At 68.2% G+C, this 23,166-nt stretch carries 20 protein-coding genes; 6 read left to right on the forward strand and 14 right to left on the reverse strand.

Translation table 11 applies throughout. The annotated features are described in order from the left end of the window. Nucleotides 1–851: 851 nt before the first annotated feature. Entirely contained in the window at nucleotides 852–1,991 is a 1,140-nt protein-coding gene (locus ACFOWZ_RS35645) for an HNH endonuclease signature motif containing protein (protein WP_382378347.1), read from the reverse strand. A gap of 592 nt (nucleotides 1,992–2,583) precedes the next feature. Here ACFOWZ_RS35645 and ACFOWZ_RS35650 point away from each other — a divergent pair. Further along, nucleotides 2,584–6,243 carry a patatin-like protein gene (locus tag ACFOWZ_RS35650; RefSeq protein ID WP_382378348.1) on the forward strand — a complete coding sequence of 1,220 codons (3,660 nt, stop codon included), beginning with the start codon at nucleotides 2,584–2,586 and terminating at the stop codon, nucleotides 6,241–6,243. On the opposite strand, the gene ACFOWZ_RS35655 is transcribed toward ACFOWZ_RS35650, so the two are convergent. After that, the gene (locus ACFOWZ_RS35655; RefSeq protein WP_382378349.1) at nucleotides 6,224–8,212 is read right to left on the reverse strand and encodes a glycosyltransferase; all 1,989 of its coding nucleotides are present in this window, start codon (nucleotides 8,210–8,212) and stop codon (nucleotides 6,224–6,226) included. The genes ACFOWZ_RS35650 and ACFOWZ_RS35655 overlap by 20 nt on opposite strands. Beyond that, nucleotides 8,209–8,784: a DUF998 domain-containing protein gene (locus ACFOWZ_RS35660; RefSeq protein ID WP_382378350.1), complete on the reverse strand. Its 576-nt coding sequence runs from the start codon at nucleotides 8,782–8,784 to the stop codon at nucleotides 8,209–8,211. The genes ACFOWZ_RS35655 and ACFOWZ_RS35660 overlap by 4 nt, the downstream gene beginning before the upstream one ends. A 225-nt stretch (nucleotides 8,785–9,009) precedes the next feature. Here ACFOWZ_RS35660 and ACFOWZ_RS35665 point away from each other — a divergent pair, with 225 nt between their 5' ends. From ACFOWZ_RS35665 to ACFOWZ_RS35675, 3 genes are read left to right on the forward strand one after another with little or no spacing between them, the layout of a single operon-like run. Then, nucleotides 9,010–9,939 carry an ABC transporter ATP-binding protein gene (locus tag ACFOWZ_RS35665; RefSeq protein ID WP_382378351.1) on the forward strand — a complete coding sequence of 310 codons (930 nt, stop codon included), beginning with the start codon at nucleotides 9,010–9,012 and terminating at the stop codon, nucleotides 9,937–9,939. Then, a complete protein-coding gene (locus tag ACFOWZ_RS35670; protein ID WP_382378352.1) occupies nucleotides 9,936–10,694 on the forward strand; it encodes an ABC transporter permease in 759 nt (252 codons plus the stop codon). Before ACFOWZ_RS35665 ends, ACFOWZ_RS35670 begins: the two co-directional genes overlap by 4 nt. 20 nt (nucleotides 10,695–10,714) lie before the next feature. Further along, complete coding sequence (locus ACFOWZ_RS35675; protein ID WP_382378353.1) at nucleotides 10,715–11,626, forward strand: COX15/CtaA family protein; 912 nt, start codon at nucleotides 10,715–10,717, stop codon at nucleotides 11,624–11,626. On the opposite strand, the gene ACFOWZ_RS35680 is transcribed toward ACFOWZ_RS35675, so the two are convergent. The 10 genes from ACFOWZ_RS35680 to ACFOWZ_RS35725 all read right to left on the reverse strand — a co-directional run bounded on the left by ACFOWZ_RS35680 (nucleotide 11,605) and on the right by ACFOWZ_RS35725 (nucleotide 20,010). Then, the gene (locus ACFOWZ_RS35680) at nucleotides 11,605–12,699 is read right to left on the reverse strand and encodes an ankyrin repeat domain-containing protein (protein ID WP_382378354.1); all 1,095 of its coding nucleotides are present in this window, start codon (nucleotides 12,697–12,699) and stop codon (nucleotides 11,605–11,607) included. The two genes, ACFOWZ_RS35675 and ACFOWZ_RS35680, sit on opposite strands and share 22 nt — an antisense overlap. A 10-nt stretch (nucleotides 12,700–12,709) precedes the next feature. Next, the gene (locus ACFOWZ_RS35685) at nucleotides 12,710–13,174 is read right to left on the reverse strand and encodes a GbsR/MarR family transcriptional regulator (protein ID WP_030470320.1); all 465 of its coding nucleotides are present in this window, start codon (nucleotides 13,172–13,174) and stop codon (nucleotides 12,710–12,712) included. A gap of 65 nt (nucleotides 13,175–13,239) precedes the next feature. Next, on the reverse strand, nucleotides 13,240–13,974 hold the full coding sequence (locus ACFOWZ_RS35690; protein WP_382378355.1) for a DUF5919 domain-containing protein: 735 nt from the start codon (nucleotides 13,972–13,974) through the stop codon (nucleotides 13,240–13,242). Between the two features lie 10 nt (nucleotides 13,975–13,984). Beyond that, complete coding sequence (locus ACFOWZ_RS35695) at nucleotides 13,985–14,146, reverse strand: DUF397 domain-containing protein (RefSeq protein WP_382378356.1); 162 nt, start codon at nucleotides 14,144–14,146, stop codon at nucleotides 13,985–13,987. After that, nucleotides 14,143–14,979 carry a helix-turn-helix domain-containing protein gene (locus ACFOWZ_RS35700; RefSeq protein ID WP_382378357.1) on the reverse strand — a complete coding sequence of 279 codons (837 nt, stop codon included), beginning with the start codon at nucleotides 14,977–14,979 and terminating at the stop codon, nucleotides 14,143–14,145. The genes ACFOWZ_RS35695 and ACFOWZ_RS35700 overlap by 4 nt, the downstream gene beginning before the upstream one ends. Before the next feature lie 114 nt (nucleotides 14,980–15,093). Further along, nucleotides 15,094–15,657, reverse strand: coding sequence for a Uma2 family endonuclease (locus tag ACFOWZ_RS35705; RefSeq protein WP_382378358.1), 564 nt, complete (start codon nucleotides 15,655–15,657; stop codon nucleotides 15,094–15,096). A 181-nt stretch (nucleotides 15,658–15,838) separates the two neighbouring features. Beyond that, entirely contained in the window at nucleotides 15,839–16,456 is a 618-nt protein-coding gene (locus ACFOWZ_RS35710; RefSeq protein ID WP_382378359.1) for a GTP-binding protein, read from the reverse strand. Beyond that, nucleotides 16,437–16,985, reverse strand: coding sequence for a DUF742 domain-containing protein (locus ACFOWZ_RS35715; protein WP_382378360.1), 549 nt, complete (start codon nucleotides 16,983–16,985; stop codon nucleotides 16,437–16,439). Before ACFOWZ_RS35715 ends, ACFOWZ_RS35710 begins: the two co-directional genes overlap by 20 nt. Before the next feature lie 2 nt (nucleotides 16,986–16,987). After that, nucleotides 16,988–17,407, reverse strand: a complete 420-nt coding sequence (locus ACFOWZ_RS35720; protein WP_030470315.1) for a roadblock/LC7 domain-containing protein — start codon at nucleotides 17,405–17,407, stop codon at nucleotides 16,988–16,990. Beyond that, nucleotides 17,404–20,010: a nitrate- and nitrite sensing domain-containing protein gene (locus ACFOWZ_RS35725; RefSeq protein ID WP_382378361.1), complete on the reverse strand. Its 2,607-nt coding sequence runs from the start codon at nucleotides 20,008–20,010 to the stop codon at nucleotides 17,404–17,406. The genes ACFOWZ_RS35720 and ACFOWZ_RS35725 overlap by 4 nt, the downstream gene beginning before the upstream one ends. Nucleotides 20,011–20,343: 333 nt before the next feature. Here ACFOWZ_RS35725 and ACFOWZ_RS35730 point away from each other — a divergent pair, with 333 nt between their 5' ends. Both ACFOWZ_RS35730 and ACFOWZ_RS35735 read left to right on the forward strand, forming a co-directional pair. Next, complete coding sequence (locus ACFOWZ_RS35730) at nucleotides 20,344–20,769, forward strand: DUF485 domain-containing protein (protein WP_382378362.1); 426 nt, start codon at nucleotides 20,344–20,346, stop codon at nucleotides 20,767–20,769. Beyond that, nucleotides 20,766–22,343, forward strand: a complete 1,578-nt coding sequence (locus ACFOWZ_RS35735; protein WP_382378363.1) for a solute symporter family protein — start codon at nucleotides 20,766–20,768, stop codon at nucleotides 22,341–22,343. The genes ACFOWZ_RS35730 and ACFOWZ_RS35735 overlap by 4 nt, the downstream gene beginning before the upstream one ends. Here ACFOWZ_RS35735 and ACFOWZ_RS35740 read toward each other — a convergent pair. Next, nucleotides 22,329–23,108, reverse strand: a complete 780-nt coding sequence (locus ACFOWZ_RS35740) for an alpha/beta fold hydrolase (protein ID WP_382378364.1) — start codon at nucleotides 23,106–23,108, stop codon at nucleotides 22,329–22,331. The two genes, ACFOWZ_RS35735 and ACFOWZ_RS35740, sit on opposite strands and share 15 nt — an antisense overlap. Between the last annotated feature and the right edge of the window lie 58 nt (nucleotides 23,109–23,166).

Consider the following 23,166-nt stretch of genomic DNA (forward strand, 5'->3'; position numbering starts at 1 on the left):
CTCCGCGGCATGAGCCGCGGGCCTGGTCGTGACCGGGCGCGGATCGCCCGAAGTCTGACCCCTGCCCCGATGGCACCGCTATCGCGGGTGGCGTGGTCGTGGTCTTGATCGACCCCGCCCGGTCACGGTCGCACCCCACCACGCGGACACGCGAATAGATGACCGGCAACCAGGCAACTGGTCTGCCACCGGGAACAGACCCCGGCACGGTGAACGCGGCCACACACACAAAAGGCTTTTCGGCCTTCCATAGCGTGACCCGTCCAGCGACGGCGTCAAGACCCTCCGGCCCCTTTCGGGGCGGCCTGCGGCCGGTCATTGACCCCGCCCGCCGGACACGCCATGCCACACGGAGCCGAAAACCCCTCAAAACCAAGCTCCACGAGGGACTTGACCGCCCCCGCTCCTTCATAGATGACTTCGGGGCCCTTGCGAGGCGCTCATCGGCCTTAAAAAGCCGGGCAATAAGAGCCCGGCCGATCCAACCAGCATAGCACCTCGCACCCAAAGTCAAGCCCCAATCGCACGCGTGCGTGGCTCCGTTTGTTGGTCATCTCACCTCATTACCGCTTGCCCGATGACGCATTGCCCTGTCCGGCTCGGCTTCGCCATTGCCGTTGGCCTTCGGGTTCGAGGTTCGAGGTTCGGAAGATTAGCTGCACTGGATGCCTCGCGGGATTATCTCGCGGGTTACCTTCGAGGAATTGACCCACGCGCAGCATTAGTAGCGTGGCGCGGGAAGAAGAAACGGCCTCCGTCAACACCGCCTCCCCCTCCCACAGCCTGGCGGCCTTCATCAGCACCGCCTCCCCCACAGCCTGGCGGCCTCCATCGACACCGCGTGGCCGTGGTCAGGCGGTGTTGATCAGGTTGCGTCTCGGCCTTCGTTGCGGGTCGAGCCAGGCCGGTGCGTAGAACGTCGGTATCCCGGTCACCATCCTGACTTCCCACTTGCTCTGGTGGATCAGGGTGTGGTGGTGGCGGCAGAGCAGGACGGCGTTGTCGACGGAGGTGTCGCCGCCGTTGGCCCAGTGGCGGATGTGGTGGGCGTCGCACTGTCTGGGTGGTCTGCCGCAGCCCGGGAAGGCACAGCCCCGATCCCTGGTCACCAGGGTCCGGCGGATCGCGGCCGGGAAGGTACGGGTCTTGCGGCCGACGTCCAGCGGCTGGCCTGCCCCGCCCAGGACCATCGGGATGATCCCCGCGTTGCAGGCGAACTGACGCACCTGCTCGGCCGGGACACGATCGCCGTTGTCCAGGGTGGCGTAACCGACCTGGTTGGCGAGGTCCTCGTAGGACATGGTCAGCGTCAGAGTGACCGGTTCGCCGCCGTGCTCGGGCAACTGGTCGGCGCGCAGCATCAGGTCGACCAACTCGGCCAGGGCGTCGCCTTCGCGTGCCTCGCGGCTGCGCAGGTCCGGGCCCTCCTCCGAAGTCTGCGGGCGGGGCTTGGCCAAGGGGTCGATCAGTGCCTCGTACTTCGCGCCGGTCACCTTGTCCAGCTTCGCGCGGATCTCCAGCCGTCCGTTCTTCCAGCGCATCCTGTGCTCGTTGCCGGGCGGCGCGGGTTCAGGGTCGCGCGGCTCCGGGTCGTTCTGGTAGAGCCGGTAGAGCAAGTCTTCGCCGAACTTGCGCACCTCGTTCGGCTCGTGGTCGCGGGCGTAGTCGACCAAGGGCGCTTCGGCTTCCGCGGGCAGCGTTTCCATGGCCTTGGCGACCACGGCGACGTGCTCGATCGACAACGCACCCTCCGCCACCGCCACGGCAGTGACGGGCAGTTCGCGCTGGAGTTCACTGCCGGTCGGAGTGATCGCTCCACTGAGCCGCGCGGCGGTGGCGACCCATTTCCTGGCGGTGGTGAGATCCCAGCGGACAGCGTGCCGCAACACCTGCGCCAAATCCTTGTAACCCAGCTCGCTCGCGGCTCCGCGCCGATCCAACTCGGCAATTTCCTGCATCATCTCGCTCTCGCGCACCCGAATCTCCGTCACCTTACTGACGACACTGCGGAGCAGCTCGTCGGTGGGGAGGAGTCGGGTTTCGATCACGTGTTCTAATCTACCGCAAGATCACAACTAGATAACGGGCAAAGCGGAACACGATAGGGTGAACCAACCAGCCGAGCAACGTGATCCGCGAAGCCGCAGGCAAGCGGCGAGGGCGAAGCCGAGCCGAATCGGGCAATCCCAACGCAGGCAAGCGGTAATGACGGAAGCCGACCAACAAACGGGACCACGCACGCTTGCGATTGGGGCTTGACTTTGGGAGCGAGGTGCTACGCTGGTTGGATCGGCCGGGCTCTTATTGCCCGGCTTTTCAAGGCCGATGAGCGCCTCGCAAGGGCCCCGAAGTCAAGCCCCAATCGCAATCGTCGCGAAGCGGCGATGAAATGACCCAGCTCGTCATACGACCCGAAGCACCACCAACACAAGGCGACCACCCCGCTGAAACCCGCGCCGAACCACGCAAGTCGACCCGCGCAAGCCCCACCCCGGAACACGGCCAACCGGTCCAGTAACCACACCCCTTCGGCGGGCGACTACTCAGCAGGGGGAAGATCCAAGCCGGAGGGGGTGAGGCGACATGTCCGATCAGCAGATGTCGCGGGAAGAGGTCCGGTTCGCCGTAGTGCTCAACGGGGGTGTGAGTCTCGCGGTCTGGATGGGCGGCGTGGTTCTGGAGCTCGACCGTCTGACCAGGCCGGGGACCACGTACCAGCCGTTGCTCGACCTGGTCGGGTGCACCGCCAGGGCCGACGTCATCGCCGGCACGTCCGCCGGTGGGATCAACGGGGCCGCGCTGGCGTTGTCCCAGGTCAACAAGCAGGCCGACCTCAGCCGGTTGAGGGATCTCTGGGCCGAGCAGGGCCGGATGGAACAGCTGCTGAGGGCACCGTTCAAAGGCGAACCGGCCAGTCTCCTCAAGGGCGACGAGTTCTTCCTGCCGAGACTGCAGGAAGCGCTTGCCCGCCTCACCACCGACTTCGAGCCCACCGAGCCCAACGAGCGGCCGATCGACCTGAGGATCACCACCACGCTGCTGGGTGGCGTGCCGACCATCACCTACGACGACCTGGGGCAGCCGCTCACGCAGTCGGTGCACCAGGGGTCGTTCTCGTTCCGCCGCGACCCGTACAACTGGGTTTCGGAGAAGACGCGGGACGACTTCACGGCCGACACGTTGAACGAGCGCGTTCTGCAGCTCGCGCTCGCGGCGCGCAGCAGTGCCAGTTTTCCGTTCGCGTTCGAGCCGAGCTTCATCCCGGTCGGCGGGCAGGCGACGCCGGACAAGCCCGACATGGCGGACGTCGCCAGCTGGGCCAACGGGGGCGATCGCAGCAGGTTCGCGGTCGACGGCGGGGTTCTGGTCAACACACCCACGAAAGAGGCGCTCGAAGCCATCGACCGCATGCCGGCGGACGGGCCCGTGCGGCGGGTCATGTTGCTGGTGTTCCCGCACGCCGAGCCGTTGGGGTCCGAGCCTCAGGCCGACTCCCCCACCAAGGTGATGACGACGGTCAGCTCGGGTGCCAAGTTGCTCAGCGCCATGTCGAGCCAGGCCGGGCGGACGTACGTCGAGAAGATCGAGGAGCACAACCGGCGGGCCGCGAGCAGCCGGGGTGGGCGGATGGCGTTGCTGGAACGGTTGCACGCCAACCAGGAGAACGTGGTCGACGAGGTCTACTCGTTGGCGGACAAGCTCTTCGGGCACTACGAGGACATCGAGATCCGGCTCGCCGCCCGGCAGGTCACGGCCCAGCAGTTCGCGCTGCCCAAGGGGAATCCGGCCAACTGGTCGTTCGAGCGGGCGCGGCGGGCCGCGGAGACCGCGCAGCGCAAGTGGAAGAAGACGTACGGGGTGTTGCCGTACGTGCCCGGTGTGAAGCTGCCGGACCTCGTGTGCCGCGAGGACACGGGCTGGGAGTGGGGCATCACGATGGCCGAACGCCTTGGGGCGTCGGCACTCGACCTGCTCAAGCGGCTCGTGTGGGTGGCGCCGGACGGCAACGCGGACGCGATCGCCAAGGCGCGCAGGGAACTGCACCAGGTGCGGGCCGAGCTGCGCAGGCTGCGCGAGGAGCTGTTCGCGTGGAAGCCGTCGGACTCGCTCGGGCTGGAGTACTGGACCGGCAGGCTCGCGAGCTACCACGAGCACATGATCGACGGGCACCTCGGGCTGGAGGTCAGGGCGCAGGTCGCCGAGATCGGACGGATCGTCGGCGAGGCGCAGCGGGTGATCACCGAGCTCGACGAGCACCGGCTCAAGCTCGGCGGACTCCTGTGCTGGCGCGCCCTTCTCAACGAGGCAGCCACGGAACGAGAAGCCGGGCTCGGTGACGACCAGCGGTGGCTGAGCCGGCTGCTGGCGCTGGAGATCGCCGGCACGTGCCTGTCCGACGACGCTTCGACGGGGCTGGACACGCCGGTCGAGCTGGTGCAGGTGTCGCTGCAGACGCGCAACGCGTTCGCGCAGCAGTCGATCACGGCCGACGACAAGGCGGGCGGGGCGTCGCTCTCGCGGTTCTCCGGGTTCCTCAAGCGGTCGTGGCGGGTCAACGACTGGATCTGGGGCAGGCTCGACGGCGCCACGATGCTGTGCCGGGTGCTGTTCGACCCGCGGCGGCTGCGGCGGATGGACACGCTCGGGCGGCCGGAGAACGACCAGCGCACGGCGGAAGAGCGTGCGGCGGCCGTGGTGGACCAGGTCATCGCGGCGATGTTCGGACCGGAGCTGCCCGTGCGGGTGGCCGCGTGCGCCGAGGAGGCCAAGAAGGAGCTCGCGGGCATCTACGAGGCGGACCACGAGCTGTCGCCGTCGTCGATGAAGCTCGCCGAGCTCGCCGCGTGGGGCCTGCACTGGCGGATCATCTGCGAGGAGCTCCCCCGACTGCGGGCCGCCATCATCGCTGATCGCGGCGACGGCGCCGACAAGCGCTCACGAGGTGAGCTCTTCCTGGAAGAACACGCGGACCTGCTCCGGAGGCTCGAGTACCCGCAGGAGCACACGGTCTCGCTGGGCATGTCCGCGCTCACCGCCTTCGACCGCGCGGGCATCGGCCGTGAGCCGCTCACCCAGGAGGCCGCGTCGGACCAGATGATCCGCACGGCCGCCACCGCCGCGGCCGTCGCGGTCACGGTCGCCGACTCCGAACGGTCGGGGCTCGCTGCCGCACGTCCGGTCACCCGCAGCCTCCGCGGCGCGGCACTTCTGCCGTACTGGACGATCACCGGCCTGACCAGGGGCGGCAACCTCGCGAAGTTCCTGGGGCTGCTCGGTCTCGCGGTCGGCGGCGCGCTGGTCGTGATGGCGTTGTTCGGCGTGCTGCCGACGTGGGCCGCGGGGCCCGGCGCGGCGATCGGCGCGGCCAGCCTCCTCGCCGCTTTCGGTTACGCCGCACTGCGAAGCGGCACGCTGCTGCACGGGCTGGTACTGCTGTCACCGGTCATCCCGCTGGTGGCGATAGCCGTCGACAGGTTGCCGGACAACCGTGAGGAGATCACGACCGGCACGGTCACCCTCGCCGGTGTCGCGATCGTCGTCACCGCACTGCTCGTCCTCGGCTCGCTGCCCGCGCCGATCCGCACACCGCTCGCGGTGCTGGCCGACTTCCGGCCGCTGGAGATCGTCAAGCGCCGCTGGAAGCAGGCGGCGGTGCTGCTGGTGGCGGCAGCGGGCGTCTGGGCGATCTGGCGGTTCGAGCTGCACACCAAGCCGTGGCTGGTGATCCCGATGTCCGTCCTCTGTGGAGCGTTCGGGGTCTGGATGGCGTTGTCCGGCGGGAAGTCGCTGCAACGCTGGCGCCGCGTCGAGGGCGTCTGGGGCACGGAACGCGCCGAGCCTCCCGCCGCCGCGACCGCCGGCTGGGCCGTGATCTACGGCCTCGGCTACCTCGCGCTCGCCGACGTGCTGCTGGTCCTCGGGCCGTCGGGGTGGGGCTGGCAGGCGGTGATCGGCACGGCGCTGGCGTTCGGCCTGACGCTGCTGCTGATCACGTCCTGGTACGTGCCGCGGGTGGAACGGCGCCGGATCCGCGAACAGCTCGTCACCGAGGCGATTCCGGCGATCTACCCGGACGGCTGCGATGTCCCGGCGGTGTTGCGCGAACGGCTGGAGGGCCACGCGTCGCTCTACCGGTTCCTCATCAGGGGAGAGGGCGAGCACCCCTCGCAGCTCACCCTCTCCCCCACCGGACTGGTTGTCGCGCAACGGATCGAGCAGAAGCTCAGGCCGCCAGTGCGATGATCGGCGTGGTGTGGCCCATCGCTCGTGCATAGAGGCCTTCGAAGCGCTCCAGGGTCGCCGCCAGCGCGTGGTGCGAGATGATCTCGCTGCTGGTGGCGCCCATGCGAGCCCGCATCGGCGCGTCGTGGACGAGCGTGTGCAGGCGCTGGGCCAGCTGGTTGACGTCACCGGGCTCGAACAGCCAGCCGTTGCGGCCGGGGTGCACGAGGTGCGGCAGCGCCATGGCGTTCGCGGCGATGACCGGCTTGCCCGCGGCCATGGCCTCCATCGTGGCGAGACTCTGCAGCTCGGCGACACCCGGCATGACGAACAGGTCGCAGCGGGCGTACGCGTCGAGCAGGTCGTCCTCGGACACGAACCCGTGGAACTTCACGCGGTCGGTGATGTCCAGGTCGCGGGCCAGCAGTTCCCACTCGGCGCGGCAGGTGCCGTCGCCGACGATCTCACCGAACGCGCCGGGCACGCGGGCCAGCGCCCGCAGGAACTCGTCGACGCGCTTCTCCTCGTCCAGCCGCCCGACGAACAGCGCGGTCGGCCGGTCGTTGTGGGTCACCGAACGCTGGTAGCGGGAGATGTCGATGCCGCACGACACCGGCACCGCGCGTTCCGGGAAACCGCTCTCGTGCAACAGCTGCACGGCCCGCGGCGTCGGCGCGGTGACGATGTCGGCCCGGCCGAACACCCGCGCCAGGTCGCGGTAGGCCCACTTGCGCGACAGGCCCTGCAGGAACGCCGGCACGTGCGCGTGGCTGAACAGGTTCTCCGGCATGAAGTGGTTCGTGGCGAGCGTCGGGATGCCCTGGGCGACGGCGGAGTTCAAGACGAACCGGCCCACCACGAAGTGCGCCTGGACGTGCACGACGTCCGGCTTCAACGACTTGATCAGCTCGTCCGCCTCCTTGGAGGCCTGCCACGGCAGGCAGAAGCGGAAGTCCGGGTAGAACGGCAGCCGGTGCGAACGCAGCCGGTGGACCGTGACGCCGGGGATCTCGGTGGCCTTGGGCGAGTCCGGGGCGATCACGTGGACGTCGTGGCCGTTCTCGGCGAGACCGACCGCCAGGCGCTGCGCGAAGCGCGCGGCACCGTTGACGTCCGGCGGGAACGTGTCGGCGGCGATGACGATGCGCAGCGCGCTGGAGGTGTTCACGGGAAGCTCCGTTCGAGTCTTGACCTGGTGTGGTTGACGAGCGAGTGCGAACACACCGCTGGCGGCGGCGAGCGCGCAGGCGATCAGCGCCGCACCGGTCCACACGGACAGGTGCGCGGCTTCGCCGAGGAGGAAGGCGCCGATGCCGACCGCGACCAGCGGGTCCACCACGGTCAGGCAGGCGACGGCGAGATGAGGGGGTCCGCCCGCGTAGGCGTGCTGGACGAGCCAGCCGCCGACGGCGAGCGAGAGTGCGATGCCGAGCACGGACGCGATGTGTGAGAGCCCGAAACCGCCTTGTTGCACCGACTGCGAGACGGCGCGCATGAGCACGGACACGTACGCGTAGGCGACGCCTCCTGCTGAGGCGAACGCCACGGCACGAACGCGCGCGTTCGTCGTGAGGGCGGCGATGACTCCGGGGACCGCTATCGCGCCGAGGACCACGAATCCGGCCGTGAGCTCGGCATCGGGCACGATCTGCGTTGCGGTCGCACTGCCGGACGCGAAGAACACGAACGCACCCACGCCCACGGTCGTGAGAAGGATCGCCGGAAGCTCGCGGAACCGGCGGTCGAGCAACGCGGTCATGCCGATCGCGAGCACACCGATCGGCTGCACGACGGTGAGCGGCGCCATGCCGAGCGCGGCCGCGTGCACCCCGGCACCCGCGACGAGCAGCGCGAGCCCGCCGAGCCAGCGCGGCTGGCGCAGGACGCTGACGCGGGCACCGGTCTCGGCGACGGCGTCGTGCTGAAGACGTGCGGCGAGCGCGAAGCACACGGCGCCGAGCACGGCGAGCGTGATGGCCAGCATGGTCATGTCGTGCGCCTCACCTGTAGTGCCGCGATGGCGAAAAGAAGTCCGTAAAGGGATGCGAACAAAACGCGTTCGGTCAGCCCGCGCGCCTCGAAACCGGCGAACGAAACGTGGCTGACCAGAAACGCCGCGCTCGACACGCTCGCCGTTATTGCGATACCGAGCAGGGCTGGAAATTTGCGGGCGATGAGCACTCCGGCCGCGGGCAGCGCCACGAACATCACGGCGCCGGCGTACCGGTGGACGTAGCCGGACAACGAGGTCGGCGCTCCCGTCGGGTCGGTCGGGAAGATCGTCGCGACGGTCAGGCCGGCGGCCCACGTCCCGATCAGCCACTGCGCTGACCTGCCTACACCGCGCAGGTTGACGGCGAGCAACGCCGAAACGGCGGCGAGGCTGAGAGACGTCGCCGCGAGCCAGCCCGTGCCGTTGTTGACGAACACGTAGTCACTGATCACGTCCGTGACCGGGTTGAGCTGACCCGCCGACACGACATGCAGGTAGAAAATCGGGACCAGTGAGAACACCAGTCCCCCGACCACAAGTCCCCGTCTTTTCGCCCCCGACTCGATCACGTCAAAAGTCTCTTGCGGCGGCGTTGATCAACCAATGGGGAACTCCCCCGAGCAAACCCTGAGGTGTCCCTGACTCCCCGGGGTAGGGACAGCCCCACCCCCTCTTCAGGAAAGTACGCGGGGAGCTTTCGTACTCTCCTGCAGTACGCGGCGTCCCCGCGTACTGCAGGACAGGACGGAGGGTCCCCGCGTGCGAGTCGGCCCGACCGCCTAGGCTTGCCGTTCGTGAGCCCGAATCCCCAGCCTGCGGTGGAAGTGTCGGGGCTGGTCAAGAGGTACGGCTCGAAGACCGCCGTTGACGGCCTCGACCTCGTTCAGCACTCCGGCACCGTTCTCGCCCTGCTCGGGCCCAACGGCGCCGGCAAGACGACGACCGTCGAGATCTGCGAGGGGTTCCGCTCCGCCGACGACGGCACGGTGCGCGTGCTCGGTCTCGCGCCCGGCGACGAGGCGCTGCGGCCGCGCATCGGCGTGATGCCCCAGGGCGGCGGTGGCTATCCCGGCATCCGCGCCGCGGAGATGCTGAACCTCGTGGCGGCGTGCGCGAAGAACCCGCTCGATCCGAAGTGGCTGATCGACGTCCTCGGGCTCGGCGGCGCGGCCCGCACCCCGTACAAGAGGCTCTCCGGCGGCCAGCAGCAACGGCTGTCGCTCGCGTGCGCGTTGATCGGACGCCCCGAGCTCGTGTTCCTGGACGAGCCGACCGCGGGCATGGACCCGCAGGCACGCCGTCTGGTGTGGGACCTCGTGGGCGCTCTGAAAGAAGACGGCGTGGCAGTGCTGCTGACGACGCACCTCATGGACGAGGCCGAGGCGCTGGCCGACAACGTCGTGATCATCGACGAGGGCAAGGTCGTCGCGCAGGGCTCCCCCGCCGAGCTGACCGCGAACCGGCCGGACGACCAGCAGCTGCGGTTCCGCGCCAGGCCGGGTCTCGACACGTCGTTGCTGTCCGCCGCACTGCCGGAGGGGCTGAAGGTGCGCGAGGCGACGAAGGGCGCGTACGTCGTGGAGGGGTTGATCGACCCGCAGGTCGTGTCGACCGTCACGTCGTGGTGCGCGCAGCAGGGTGTGCTGGCCGAGGAGCTGACCGTGGCCAGGCGCAGCCTCGAAGACGTTTTCCTGGAGCTGACCGGCAGGGAGCTGCGTTCGTGACCACCTTCGCTCCCGGCACGTTCAAGCCGGCTCCCGGCCGCGGGTCGCTGCCGAAGATGCTGTTCGTGCACGCACGCACCGAGGCGTTGCTGACCTTGCGCAACGGTGAGCAGATCCTGCTGACGGTGATCATCCCGCTGGCGTTGCTGGTGGCGTTGTCGTTGATGTCCGTCATCCCGATGCCGGAACCGCGCGTGGGTTCGGCTGCTGCGCGGATCTTCGCGCTGGCGATCATCTCGTCCGCGTTCACCGGACAGGCCATCGCGCTCGGCTTCGACCGGCGCTACGGGGTGCTGAAGCGGCTGGCGGCCTCGGCGTTGCCGCGCTGGCTGCTGGTGGCCGGACGGGTGTGCGGCGCGCTGGTCGTCGCGGCGCTCCAGGTGGCGTTGCTGGCGGTCACCGCGCTGGTGCTGGGCTGGAAGTTCCCGTTGTCCGGCCTGCCGTGGATCGTGTTGCTGCTCGTCCTGGGCACGTTGACGTTCGGTGCGCTGGGCGTGTTGCTGGGCGGGGCGCTGCGGGCGGAGATCGTGCTGGCGCTGGCGAACATCATCTGGTTCGTGCTGCTGATGGTCGGTGGCGTGGCGTTGTCGGTGCCCGTGGGGTTCGTGCACCTGCTGCCGTCCGCCGCGCTGGCCGAGGCGCTGGAAAGCGCTGTGGTGTACGGCACTGCGCCCGGTGTGGGCCCCGTCGCAGTGCTCGTGGCCTGGGGCGTTGTCGCTGGGGCACTGGCGACCCGGACGACTCGCCTCACCTGACGGGACCTACCATCAAGGGCGTGTCGAAGCTGACCGCCTTCCTCGTTTCCTGGCAGCGCGCGTTCGCGATTGCCGTCGTCATCGCGCAGGCCGGAATCGCGGTCACCGGGTCGATCGTCCGCGTGACCGGCTCGGGTCTCGGCTGCCCGACGTGGCCGCAGTGCGTCGAGGGCAGCGTCGTCCCCGTGCAGCACCCCGAGGTCGCGGCCCTGCACCAGTGGGTCGAGTTCGGCAACCGGACGCTGACCGGTGTCGTCGGCGTCATCGCGGGCCTGTGCGTGCTCGCCGCGTGGTTCAACCTGCCGCGGCGCAAGCGGGTGCTGGCGCTGTCGCTGATCCAGCTCGGCGGTGTGGCGTTGCAGGCGGTCGTCGGCGGCATCACCGTGCTGACCGGACTGGCCTGGTACACGGTGTCGGTCCACTTCATGATCTCGATGGTCCTGGTGTGGCTGGCTGTGCTGCTCGTGAGCTCGCTGTCCGAGGGCGACGGTCCCGCGCGTCTGCTGGTACCGGCCCCGTTGATGAAGCTCCAGGTCGTCATGGCGGCCGTGCTGGGCGCGCTGCTGCTCGCGGGCACCTGGGTGACGGCCGCCGGGCCGCACGCCGGTGACGCGTCGACGCCGCGCCTGGGCGTCGAGGTCGCGACGCTCGCACAGATCCACGCGGACCTGCTGTTCCTGTTCCTGGGCCTGCTGATCGCCGTCGGGTTCTTCACGCGTACCCGCACGTACTGGACGCTCGTCGGTGTCGTCCTCGCTCAGGGCGTGCTCGGCATGGTCCAGTACTGGACCGGTGTGCCCGAGGTTCTCGTGTCGATCCACGTGCTGGGCGCGGGCGCGGTCGTCATCGCCACGGCGTCGTTGTGGACGTCCAGCCGCGAGCGCACCCACGAGGTCGAACTGCCGGCCGATCAGGCGCTGAGCAAGGCCTGAGCGTCGCCCTGGGAGTTGTGCCCGGCCCAGTTCGCCGGTGTGGCTTCGAAGTTGACGTCCCTGATGGTCCTGTCGGCGCCCGCGTCCAGCAGGATGCGGATGACCGGCAGGTGGCCGCGTTCGGCCGCGAGGTGCAGCGCCGTCACGCCCTCGCCGTGCATGGGGCCGCCGAAACCGGTGCGCTGGTTGGGATTCGCGCCCAGGTCCAGGAGGGTCCGCGTCGCGTTCTCCAGGCCGCACCAGGCCGCCCACGCGAGCGCCGTGCCGCGGTAGACGTCCGCGTCGATCCTGGCGCCGCGCTTCAGCAGGTCGCCGAGGACCTCGACGCGGTCGTTGCGGGCCGCCCAGGACAACGCCTCGTCGAGCACTTCCTGCGGGTCGTCGGTCGGCCACCAGCGCGGGAAACCGCTGTGCGGCCGGTAGTAGCCGCGTTTCGCCTCCGGTTCGGTGGCGAGGTCGAGGTTGCCGAGACCGGCCGCCGTGCGCAGATTCGGCGGGTGCACGCCCAGCAGTTCCGCGGTTTCCCTGTTGCCCCAGAACAACGCGATCGTGAGCGGTGTGCCGCCCTCGCCGCGTGCCTCCAGATCCGTTCGTGCGCCTGCGTTGAGCAGAAGTTCCGCCATCTGCGGAAGGTTCGCGTACGCAGCCTGGTGCAACGCGGTCCAGCCGTGGACGTTCTGGTGGTCGATGTCCGCGCCGCTGTTGAGAAGCACCTCGACCAGGCGTTCGTCGCACTTGGCCGCGGCGAGCCCGAGCAGGTCGTTCCCGTTGGTACCACTGGCTTTCACGAGCCACGGGTCGCGCGTGATGATCGCCTTGAGCTCACCGGGGTTCTGCATCTCGATGGCCTGGTAGGCGCGGGCGAACGGGCGCGGCTTGCGGATGTGCGCCTTGAACGCCTTCCAGTCCGCGCACCCGTGGGCCTGGGCGAGGACGGTGTGCGCGCCCTCCTCCGTCAGCGGAACGTCGTCGAACACCTCGAGTGCGCCCGGCACACCGTCCCACGCGGAGGCGAGCAGTCCCCTGGCTCGTTCCTCGTAGTACTCGACGTCATCGCGAAACGGGTGCCACATGGCACCCACGCTACTTCGGTGACGCGGGCCTGCGCTCCCACAAAGCGGGAAGTTCCTCTGAGAGCCAACCGTAGAGGTGGTCGACGGTCCGCAGCCGCATCGCGCGCTCCGGGTCACCGCTGAGCAGCCGCATTCCGTCGTCGGTCAGCGTCTGGACGCTGGCGATCGCCCTGAGCTTGCGCTGCACGAACTCCGACCAGGCCTTCTCGTTGATCCGGTACTCGGCGGCCTGCCGCCCGCGCCGGGTCCGCTTGGTCACCAGGCCGACGTTGACGAGGTACTTGAGGTTCGTGCTGATCGACCCGCTGCTGGCCTCCAGCTCCTGGGAGAGCTCGGCGGCGGTGCGTTCGACCGGCTGACAGACCAGCAGGTAGCCGAGGATGCGACCGCCGATCAGCGGAATGCCCTCCTCGGCGAAGTGCGCCGCGAACCGCTCGATCCAGGCGGACAGCCGGGTTTCCCTGCCCACGCTCATCTCAGTGATCCCTTTCGGTCGACACTGAAACTATCGTAGCGATCTTGTCAACGGTTGCCCCTGACTCACCGCCAGTCCGCGCCTGACTCCCACAGTCGCTCGGCCTCGCCGGCGAAGTGCCGGTACCAGGGCGCGTCCTCCTTCGACAGCACCACGATCGGCCCGGCCTCGCCCTCCGGGTGGAACTCGTAGTGCTGCACGCACACCACACCGTTCGGCTTGTGCACGTCCAGGCAGTTGAAACCCGCCGGCGGCATGCTCGACAGCACCCTGATCTCCAGCCGGCCGTCGTGCCGCTCCCGCACCGCGGCGAGGTCCTCCAGCGTCGTCCGGATCCTGCGGCGCAGCCGTTCGACGTCCTCCTGCGGGTGCGACCGCTGGCGGTCCGCGATCACCATCAGCGCTTCGTCGGCGGGATCGAGCACCAGCACTCGGACCCGTCCGCCGGACTTCAGGATCCCGGGCAGATCGGTGCGCATGCCCTGCACGGTCCTGGTCATGGTCAATCCGACGAGGAGGACGTCGGACGCGGCGGCACGGCGGTCGATCAGGTCCGGCGGGAACTCGGCTCGCAACACGACCGACCCCGCTCGCGCCCGGTTGATCTGCTGGGTCAGCTTCCTCGACTTGATCTGGGAGAACGCGAGGATGGCCAGCAGCGCGAGCACGGCGGACGCGAGCTTGTCGAGGCCGACGAGTCCGGTGATACCCAGGACCGTGAAAACCAGGCCGACCACTGCGAGGAGGTAGAGGTCGAGGTTGTCGTCCCCGACGAAGGCCCGTACCCGTTTGATCCACACGGGTGGCAGGTTACGACTGGAGCTTCACCTCGGTCAGGAAGATCGACCAGGACCGCGCCGAGACCGGCAGGTGGACCGCCGGCGCCTTGCTGTCCCGGAGGCCGACACCGCGTCCGACCTCCACGCAGTTGTCGGCGGTGCTGCTGTAGCTGCTCTTGCGCCAGACAGTCATTGGAGGCCCTCCAAGATGTTGTCGATCACCACCCTGGATTCTTCCCGATTGAGGGCAACGGCTGCGAGGCGCTTCACCCTGTCCTCGTAGAGTGCGACGGTTTCCTTGTCGTCGAAGAACAAACCGCAGTTCAAGGTGTCCAGGAAGACCAGCGGCGGGTACTTCGGAAACCTCATCACGCGGAAGTCGCCCGCCACGCCCGCGTGCGCGCCGACCGACCTGGGGATCACATGGAAGTTGATGTACTGACGCACCGACATCCGCAGCAGGTGGGCCAGCTGCTCGCGCCACACCTCTTCGCCTCCCACCGGCAGCCACAGGGCCTGCTCGTGCACCAAGAAGGTGAACGTCCGTCCTGGCCTGAGGATCTCCGTTCGCGCGATCCTCGCCGCGACGACCTTCGGAACGTCATCCTTCTCGTGCGGCCCGGCTTCGGTGACGGCGTGCGCGTACTCGGGGATTTGGAGCAAGCCGGGTACGAGGACCATCGACCAGGCAGTGATCGCGGTGGATTCCTTCTCGTGGTTGATGAGCGTGCGCAGCTGGTCCGGAACGCCGTCCTCGGGGAACAGGATGAACCCCTTCTCCCCCGCCTCCAGGAACAACGCCAGCAGGTGCTTCCGCTCCCCGAGCGGCAGGCGGCAGTACGCGAGCAGCACCTCGACCTCGTGCAGGTCGATGCCACCTTTGCCGTTGACCGCGTCCGAGATCTTCGACTCGTCCCAGTCCAGTTCCTCGGCGAGTTTGCGTTGCGTCAGACCGGTTTTGGCGATGGCGGCACGAAGGCCGTTGCCGAACTCGCGGCCCACGACGTTCGACTCTCTTTTGGGCATGCGGAAAAGCTAGGAGGCCGGAACCCCGCAGCTCCATCGTTTCAACTCAAAAAGCCCTGAAAGAGGCAGGCTTGGAGAAACTCCAAGCTGGTCAGCAGGCGCAAACGCCGCAGCTCAACGGCGTTTCTGCAGATCCGCCGGATCGAAGGTGACCGACACGGTGCCGGTCACCGCAACTGTTCCGACAGTCCCAGCCGACAACGTCGTGACCTCGCTGTACGTCCCGTCAACCAGCCGGTAGCAGTAGATCGTCGGACCGTCGGCTTGGTCGAGTTCGACGCGCCAGTACGCGGGCACACCTGCCGCCGCGAAAGCTGCGGGCTTTTCCAGGCAATCGCTCTTCTTCGTCGACGGACTGACGATTTCGACCGCGAGTGCGACGCTGGAGACCTCGACCGAGACCGTTTCGACGAATTCTGTGGTCACCACCACGTCCGGGATGTAGCCGATACCTTCGCTCACCCGGACACCGACCGCGGTGACCGCCTCCATACCGTCGGCGGCGACGGCGGCGTCGAGGATGCTCTGGAGCCTGTCGCCAGCCCGCTGGTGCTTCGTCGCTGGAGCGGCGCTCACGACGAACCGGCCTTGGTAGAGCTCGATCCGGTGGCCTGGTTCGGGATCAAGACTCTCCCAGTCGTCCAGGGTGTAACCGTCCAGACGCCGCGCAGTGGTCATTGCTTCACCCCTTGCCTGGCCCTCTGACTCCGGTCGACCCACAGTTCAGTGTTGCACGTGCGGCCGTCACCACCACAGAGACGACGACCACCAGTGCACACGCTAAAAGGACGACGGCCCCGAGCACCACTCGCTCGGGGCCGAACAACCGGAAAGAGCTACCGCTTGGAGAAGCTCCAAGTCAGCACACAGGCGCGAGCGGCGTCGTCTCGTCAGGCCCCGGCCGGCGCCGCCACCGGTCCAGCTTCGCGTGCTCGGTCAGCGTGATCAGCGTCTCCCGCACGGAGAGCCGCACGCGCGGATCGCAGTTCACCACCGGAACGTCGCGGCCGATGCCCATTCCGTGGATGATCGCCTTCACGTCCGACCGGACGGACGCGTGGACGTTGTTCAACGCCAGCACGTACGGGATCCGGTGGTCCTCGAAGTACCTCATCGCGTCCACGGAGTCCGCGGGGCGCATCACGTCGAAGAGCACCACGGCACCGACGGCGCCGCGCACGACGTCGTTCCAGCCGGCGCGCGGGTCCTGCCACTGCGGCGCCACGAACAGGTGCAGCGCGAGGCCGGGGTCGAGCCACACCCGGCCGAACTGGATGCGCACCAGTTCGGTGACCAGGCCCGCGCGCTCCGGTGGGAGCGCGGTCATGGTCAGCAGATCGTTCTCGATGATCGACCTGATGAAGGTGCTCTTGCCGACGCCGAAGCCACCTGCGACGACGATCTTGGCCGAAGTCAGCTCCCGACCAGGCGGCCCAGGGGGCCCGAAGTCGGGAAATCTAGAGCCGACGTAGTCCACTCAGCACTCTCTCCATCAACCCGAGGTCCGGCGTGTCACCGCCTGCGGAAGCGGTCTGGTGCACGTCCACCAGACCTCGTTCCGCCATGTCGCCGAGCAGCACCTTGACGACTCCGAGAGGGAGCCGCATCAGTGCGGCCACTTCCGCGACGGATCGCGGCGAGCGGCACAACTCGACGACGTGTTGGTGCTCAGCCTGCAAGATACCTGCAGACTGCCGACTCTGATCATTGGCGGAGACAAGTGTCTCGATCTCGAGGTTGATGTTCGACCGAGTGCGCCCTCCCGTCCAGGCATATGCACGAACGATCGAGGCGTCCTCGGGCTCACGGACAGTGGGCTCGAAAGTCGGAACACCAACTTCTTGCGGTACAACGGGAGTTGCTTCCCGCTCGGGCACCGGGGCGGACGTGCGCGCTCGTTTGCGGCCCGAGTCCAGGGAAAACCCGTTCATCAGGTCGGCGAACGTCTGCTCGGCGGGCGGCTGGGCCCGCCTGCGTCGTCGGTGCGCGTCAGCGGCCGAACTCATGATCACCTCACGCTGTGCAGCTGAGCTCGCAGTTCGGGGGTGAGGATCTGGCCCACCTGGTCGACGACCACGGTCATCTCGTAGGCCACCTGGCCGACGTCGCTGTCGGGCGCGGCGAGAACCGCCAAACAAGACCCGTCTCGAATGGACATGAGAAGCATGATCCCGTAGTCCATTTCGATCACCGTGCGCAACACTCCGCCACCCTCGAAACATCGCGAGGCGCTCGTGGTGAGCGCCGCGACACCCGATGCGATGGCGGCGAGCTGCTCCGCGCGGTCCGGCGGAAGGCCTGTCGACTTCGTGAGGAGAAGACCGTCCACCGAGATCACGATCGCGTGCGCGACACCGGGCACGCGATCGGTGAAGTTCGTGATGAGCCAGCCGAACTGGTCAACCTGGCGCGACTGCGGCGTGCTCATGTCTTCTCCCCGTTGTACTGGCCGTTCCCCTGGCCGTTTCCGTTCCCGTTGCCTCCCAGCGGGGCCTGTCGCAGGCCTGTCTGGTAGCTCGCGAGGAAGCCTCGTGCTCGTTCCGGATCGCGCTTCGGGCCCACGGCAGGGCGCGTGCCGTTCTCGGGACGTGCGGCGAGGTCGGGGAGCAGATTCTTACGCGGCGCGCGTTTCGGCAACCCGGCATCGGTCTCGCCGGCGTCCGTGGCGGGGTCGCCGGCCTGTTCCCAGACCGTTCCGCCGGGCTTCTTGCCGAACCACGACGCCACTACGGACGGTGACGACGCAGGTGGGGACGACTGGTCACCGTTGACCGGTTCGTCCTGGACGGCGCCGCCCGAAAACCAGGAGGACGTCGTCTCGTTTGGTGTCTCAACAGGCACGGGGTTCGGGCGGGCGACGGGCTCTGGGCGCGGGTTGCGCTGCGGCAGTGCCTCGTCGATCGCCGCGCCGCGGAACGAGGTCCACTCGGCCGACTCTCGAGGGTGCTCGATGGCCGGCGCGGGCGCGGGCGGTGGTGCCAGGTTCGGGGTCTTCACGACGACGTGCGGTTGCTTGGCGAGAGCGGGCTTCGGCTGGGGCAGCGCGGCGTGCCGCGGCTGGGCCGGCGCGGGAACCTCCTCCTGCGCCCGGACGAGCTCCGAGGGCACGAGCACGAACGCCCGCAGGCCCTCACGGCCCTCTCCGGGGGCGCGCAGCCGGACCGTGATGCCGTGACGGCCGGCGAGGCGACCGACGACGAACAGGCCCATCTGGCGTGAAACCGGCACATCATCCTCTGTACCAGAGGAAAGACGTTCGTTGGCCTCGGTCAGCTCGGCCGGGCCCATGCCGATGCCCTGGTCGGCGACCTCGACCAGCACGGAACCCTGCTGGTCGATCCGCGAGCCGATCATGACCTGCGTGCTGGGCGCGGAGAACGCGGTGGCGTTGTCCAGCAGCTCCGCGACGAGGCGGACGAGGTCGCTGGCCGCGTAGCCGACGATCTCCACCGACGGCGTCGACTTCACCACGACGCGTTGGTAGTGCTCGATCTCCGACGCGGCGGCGCGCAGCACGTCGGCCAGCGGGACCGGCTGGTGGAACCGGCGCGCGACGTCGGTGCCGGACAGCACCATCAGGTTCTCGTTGTTGCGGCGCATGCGCGTCGCGAGGTGGTCGAGCTTGAAGAGGTTGGCGAGCTGCTCGGGGTTCTCCTCGTGGCGCTCCAGCTCCTCCATGAGCTTGAGCTGGCGTTCGACGAGGCCCTGCGAGCGGCGCGACAGGTTGACGAAGATGTTCTTCATGCCCGACCGCAGCGACGACTGCTCGACGGCGGAACGGATCGCCATCTCGTGCACGGCGTCGAACGCGCGCGCCAGCTGGCCGAACTCCTCGACGGTGTGCACGGGCACCGGTTCGATCTCGGTGTCCGGCTTGCGGTCGGCGCGGATCGCGGCGACGACCTCCGGGAGGTGGTGGTGCGCCACGTCGAGCGCGGAGTGCCGCAGCTCGGACAGCGACCGCAGCAGGTAGCGGCCGATGACGAAGCCGAGCGTGCCGGCGATCAGCAGCATCGCGAGCAGGATGACCGCGGCGGCGCCGGCCTTGTTGGACGTGTCGTCCTGGAGCGCGTCGGCCGAGTTCGCGAGCTCGTCCTGCAGCTGGCGGACGACCTGTTCCATCAGCCGGGCGGTGGTGCCGGACGCCTTGTTCCAGTCCTCGACGGCGATGCCGAACGAGGGCGGCGGCTTGGGCTGGCCGGCGCGCGTGGTCGGCGCCGGGACGCCGTCTGGCTGGGTGAGCGCGCGTTCGACGAGCGCGGTGCGGTTCGCGACGACGGCACCGGTCACGGTCTGGTCGTAGGCGCGGCGCTGTTCGGTGGTGCCGACGGCCTGGAAGTCGTTGAGGCGGTCCTGCAGCCGGATGTCGGACTGTTCCAGCATGCGGACCTCAGGGCCGAGCAGCTTGGTCCGGCCGATCCCGGCCAAGACGACCGCGTGCTGCAGCGAGACCTGCTCCTGCGCGATGACCATGTTGTGCAGCGCGAGCGCGGTGCCCGCGATGGCCTCGTCGCCGAACTGGCTGATGAGCGCCTGTTCGAAGTCCAGCAACGACTTCACGACCGCGGTGTAGCCGGTGGTGCCGCCGGACGGGTCGCCGCCGTCGCCGCCCTGCGCGACCTTCTCCCGCAGGTTCTTCAACGTCTCCAGCTGGCCGCCGAGCTCGTTGAAGCGGTTGCGCGCGACGTCGCTCAGGCCCTCGGTGCGGTCGACGCGGCGGCGCACGGTCGCCGCGGCGTTGTCGGTGGCGCTGATCTGGTTCTGGTAGGCGCCCACGCCGGAACCACTGGTCGTGCTCTGCGCGGCGAGCGTGCGCTCCTGCTGGATGCTGGAGATCAAAGGCGCGAGATCCGACCGGAGCCGGACGAGACCCTGCATCTGCACGTAGTTGTTCGACCGGTCGACGTAACCGGAGATCTGCAGTGCGCCCGCGCCCACGGCCACCGCGACGGGCACCAGCAGCACCACGCCGAGCTTGACCGGGAGGCGCCAGTTGCGCCAGTCGCTGATCTTTCTCCACTCGACATTCACGAAATGATCCCCAAGGCGCGCTCGAAGTGCCCCACTATCGGCTACCTCCTGGCCTGGTGAATCCCCGCGACTTGAGTCACCCGCAGCTCGATATCCAGATCAGCCGTATCGGGTGTCAGCGGATAGTAGGCCAGAGAGCGTGACGCGACAACGACCTGGGGAGTGCACGACCGATCACCCGCTGTAACAGCCCACCTCTTGGGGTGGTCCTCACAGCTCAAGGGATTGACTCGTCGCCACGCGTGGTTACGCTTGCGCCTCCCACCCCCGGATCGGTCGCGCCCTGTGCGCGAAGCCTCGCCGGGCACTCCCCGTAACGAATGCGAGCGGTTGATGACGAAGGCGCTGCCCTCCGTGTCACGCCCGGCCACCCCCGGTTTCGCCACCTTTGAAGAGCCTCATCACTCATTGCTCATAGATGGTGACGGTGAGCCGGATTTCGGTGCCATCCAAACGAGTGAGGAATTTCTCGCGCTGAAGCGCCGGGTGACGCGATTTATTCTCCCCGCAACGCTGCTGTTCCTCAGTTGGTACGTCACGTTCGTATTGCTTTCGGCTTACGCCGCGGACTTCATGCGCACTCCGCTGTTCGGAACAGTGAACGTGGGCCTGACGATGGGATTTCTCCAGATCGTCACCACGGTCGTGATCACAATGGCGTACGCCCGTTACTCCAAGAGGAGGCTCGACCCGCAGGTCGAGAAGGTGCGGGCGCTTGCCGAATCCGATGTCTCCGCAACCGGCGAGGAGCTCGCGTGACCGGGGCGAACACCGCAATCAACCTGTCGGTCTTCGGCATCTTCGTTCTGCTGACGCTCTACATCGTCTATCGGGCGTCGACACGGAACGTGAGTGCGTCGGACTACTACGCGGCGGGCTCCAGCTTCACGGGTACTCAGAACGGCATCGCGCTCTCGGGCGACTTCCTCTCCGCCGCCTCGTTCCTGGGCATCTCCGGCGCGATCGCCGTGAACGGCTACGACGGCTTCATGTACTCGATCGGGTGGGTGGTCGCCTGGCTGATCGGCCTGATGCTCATCTCGGAACGGCTGCGCAACACCGGCCGCTTCACGATGGGTGACGTGATGGCGTTCCGCATGCGCCAGCGCCCGGTGCGCGCGGCGGCGGCGAACGCGACGCTGGTGATCTCGCTCTTCTACATGATCGCCCAGATGGCGGGTGCCGGCGGTCTGATGGCGCTGCTGCTGGACGTGCACAGCAAGGTCGGCCAGGCGATCATCATCGCGGTCGTGGGCATCGTCATGGTGCTGTACGTGCTGGTCGGCGGCATGAAGGGCACCACGTGGGTGCAGATCATCAAGGCCGTCATGCTGATCCTCTGCGTGTCGCTGATGACGATCTTCCTGATCGGCAAGTTCGGTTTCGACGTGTCCGCGATGCTCGACCGCGCGACCCAGAAGTCGCCGCTGGGCGAGGCCGTGCTCTCTCCTGGCGTGAAGTACGGCGCCTCGGGCCTGTCGAAGATCGACTTCATTTCACTGGCGCTCGCGCTGCTCCTCGGCACCGCGTCTCTCCCCCACGTCCTGATGCGCTTCTACACGGTGCCGAACGCGCGTGAGGCACGCAGGTCGGTCGTGTGGGCGACGTGGATGGTGGCGATCTTCTACTCGTGCACCCTGGTCATCGGCTTCGGCGCGATGGCCCTGGTCGGCACGGACAAGATCACCGGCGCCCCAGGCGGCGAGAACTCGGCGGCGCCGCTGCTCGCGTTCCAGGTCGGCGGCACGGTGCTGCTCGGCATCGTGTGCGCGGTGGCGTTCGCCACGATCCTCGCCGTGGTCGCCGGCCTGACGTTGACCGCTTCCGCCTCGTTCGCGCACGACGTGTACGCGAACGTCATCAAGCACGGCGAGGCGGACCCGCGCGACGAGGTGCGCGTCGCCCGCATCACCGCGGTGTGCGTCGGTGTGCTCGCGATCGTCGGCGGCATCGCGGCGAACGGCCAGAACGTTGCCTTCCTGGTCGCCCTGGCCTTCGCGCTGGCGGCCTCGGCGAACCTGCCGACGTTGCTCTACTCCATGTTCTGGAAGCGGTTCAACACGCGCGGCACGTTGTGGAGCATGTACGGAGGCCTCACCTCGTGCGTGCTTCTCATCGCCTTCTCCCCCGCCATCTCCGGCTCGAAGTCGTCGGTGTTCCCGGACGCCGACTTCGCGTTCTTCCCGCTCTCGAACCCCGGCATCGTGGCGATCCCGCTGTCGTTCCTGGCCGGGTTCCTGGGCACGATCCTGAGCAAGGAGCCCGCGGACCCGGCGAAGCAGTCGGAGATGGAGGTGCGCGGGCTGACCGGCATCGGGTCAGGTCTGCGCTAGAAGTCCCGCCACCGCTTCGTTGAACACGTCGGGGCGTTCCAGGTTCGGCATGTGCGCGGCGCCGTCGACCACGACCAGCGTCGAACCTGGAACCCTGTCGCGCATGTACTCCGCGTCCTTCACGGGCGTGTACTCGTCATCACTGCCAACCACGATGAGGGTCGGCACGGTGACGGCTTCGAGAGTTCCGGTGTAGTCGGGTCTTTCGGCGCGGCCCCTGAGCGCCGCCGCGGCACCCTCCGGCGGTGCGTTGTGCATCATCTTCGAGACGTGCTCACCGGCGGCGGTGTTGTGCGGCGCCACCATCTTCCACAGCACCTCGGTGGCATAGCCGGACATGCCCTCGCGCAGCAGCCGGTCGGCCATCTGGTGGCGCTTCCTGCGCCCTTCCTCGGTTTCCGGCTGTGCGAACGTGTCGGCGAGGATCAGGCCTTTGAGGCGGCCGGGGAACATGCGGGCGCACTCCATGACGATCTGTCCGCCCATCGAGAGGCCGCCCAGCACGAACTGGTCGATGCCGAGGTGGTCCAGCAGCGCCACGACGTCGGTGGCGAAGACGGGCAACGGCGTGATGCCGGGGACGACGGTGCTCTCGCCGTAGCCGCGCAGGTCGGCGGCGATCACCCGGTGGGTCGCGGTGAAGTGCTCGACCTGCGGGCGCCACATCGAGCGGTCGAACGGGTGGCCGTGGACCAGCACCAACGGCTCGCCGCTGCCTTCGTCGTCGTAGCCGATGGTGATGCCGTTGACGGTCGCGGTGGTCATGATCCCGACCGTAACCAGGGCATTCGCTCGGTACAATCAAAACATTGCTCTCGGTGCA

The organism is Lentzea rhizosphaerae, assembly GCF_042649515.1.
Taxonomy (GTDB): domain Bacteria; phylum Actinomycetota; class Actinomycetes; order Mycobacteriales; family Pseudonocardiaceae; genus Lentzea; species Lentzea aerocolonigenes.

What these genes read in the sequence shown, in the direction of transcription:
- ACFOWZ_RS35680 (WP_382378354.1), bottom strand. Translation starts at nt 12,699, where the DNA reads ATGTGGCACCCGTTTCGCGATGACGTCGAGTACTACGAGGAACGAGCC.
- ACFOWZ_RS35695 (WP_382378356.1), bottom strand. Translation starts at nt 14,146, where the DNA reads ATGACTGTCTGGCGCAAGAGCAGCTACAGCAGCACCGCCGACAACTGC.
- ACFOWZ_RS35740 (WP_382378364.1), bottom strand. Translation starts at nt 23,108, where the DNA reads ATGACCACCGCGACCGTCAACGGCATCACCATCGGCTACGACGACGAA.
- ACFOWZ_RS35720 (WP_030470315.1), bottom strand. Translation starts at nt 17,407, where the DNA reads ATGAGCACGCCGCAGTCGCGCCAGGTTGACCAGTTCGGCTGGCTCATC.
- ACFOWZ_RS35715 (WP_382378360.1), bottom strand. Translation starts at nt 16,985, where the DNA reads ATGAGTTCGGCCGCTGACGCGCACCGACGACGCAGGCGGGCCCAGCCG.
- ACFOWZ_RS35700 (WP_382378357.1), bottom strand. Translation starts at nt 14,979, where the DNA reads ATGCCCAAAAGAGAGTCGAACGTCGTGGGCCGCGAGTTCGGCAACGGC.
- ACFOWZ_RS35650 (WP_382378348.1), top strand. Translation starts at nt 2,584, where the DNA reads ATGTCCGATCAGCAGATGTCGCGGGAAGAGGTCCGGTTCGCCGTAGTG.
- ACFOWZ_RS35730 (WP_382378362.1), top strand. Translation starts at nt 20,344, where the DNA reads ATGACGAAGGCGCTGCCCTCCGTGTCACGCCCGGCCACCCCCGGTTTC.
- ACFOWZ_RS35655 (WP_382378349.1), bottom strand. Translation starts at nt 8,212, where the DNA reads ATGACCATGCTGGCCATCACGCTCGCCGTGCTCGGCGCCGTGTGCTTC.
- ACFOWZ_RS35685 (WP_030470320.1), bottom strand. Translation starts at nt 13,174, where the DNA reads ATGAGCGTGGGCAGGGAAACCCGGCTGTCCGCCTGGATCGAGCGGTTC.
- ACFOWZ_RS35705 (WP_382378358.1), bottom strand. Translation starts at nt 15,657, where the DNA reads ATGACCACTGCGCGGCGTCTGGACGGTTACACCCTGGACGACTGGGAG.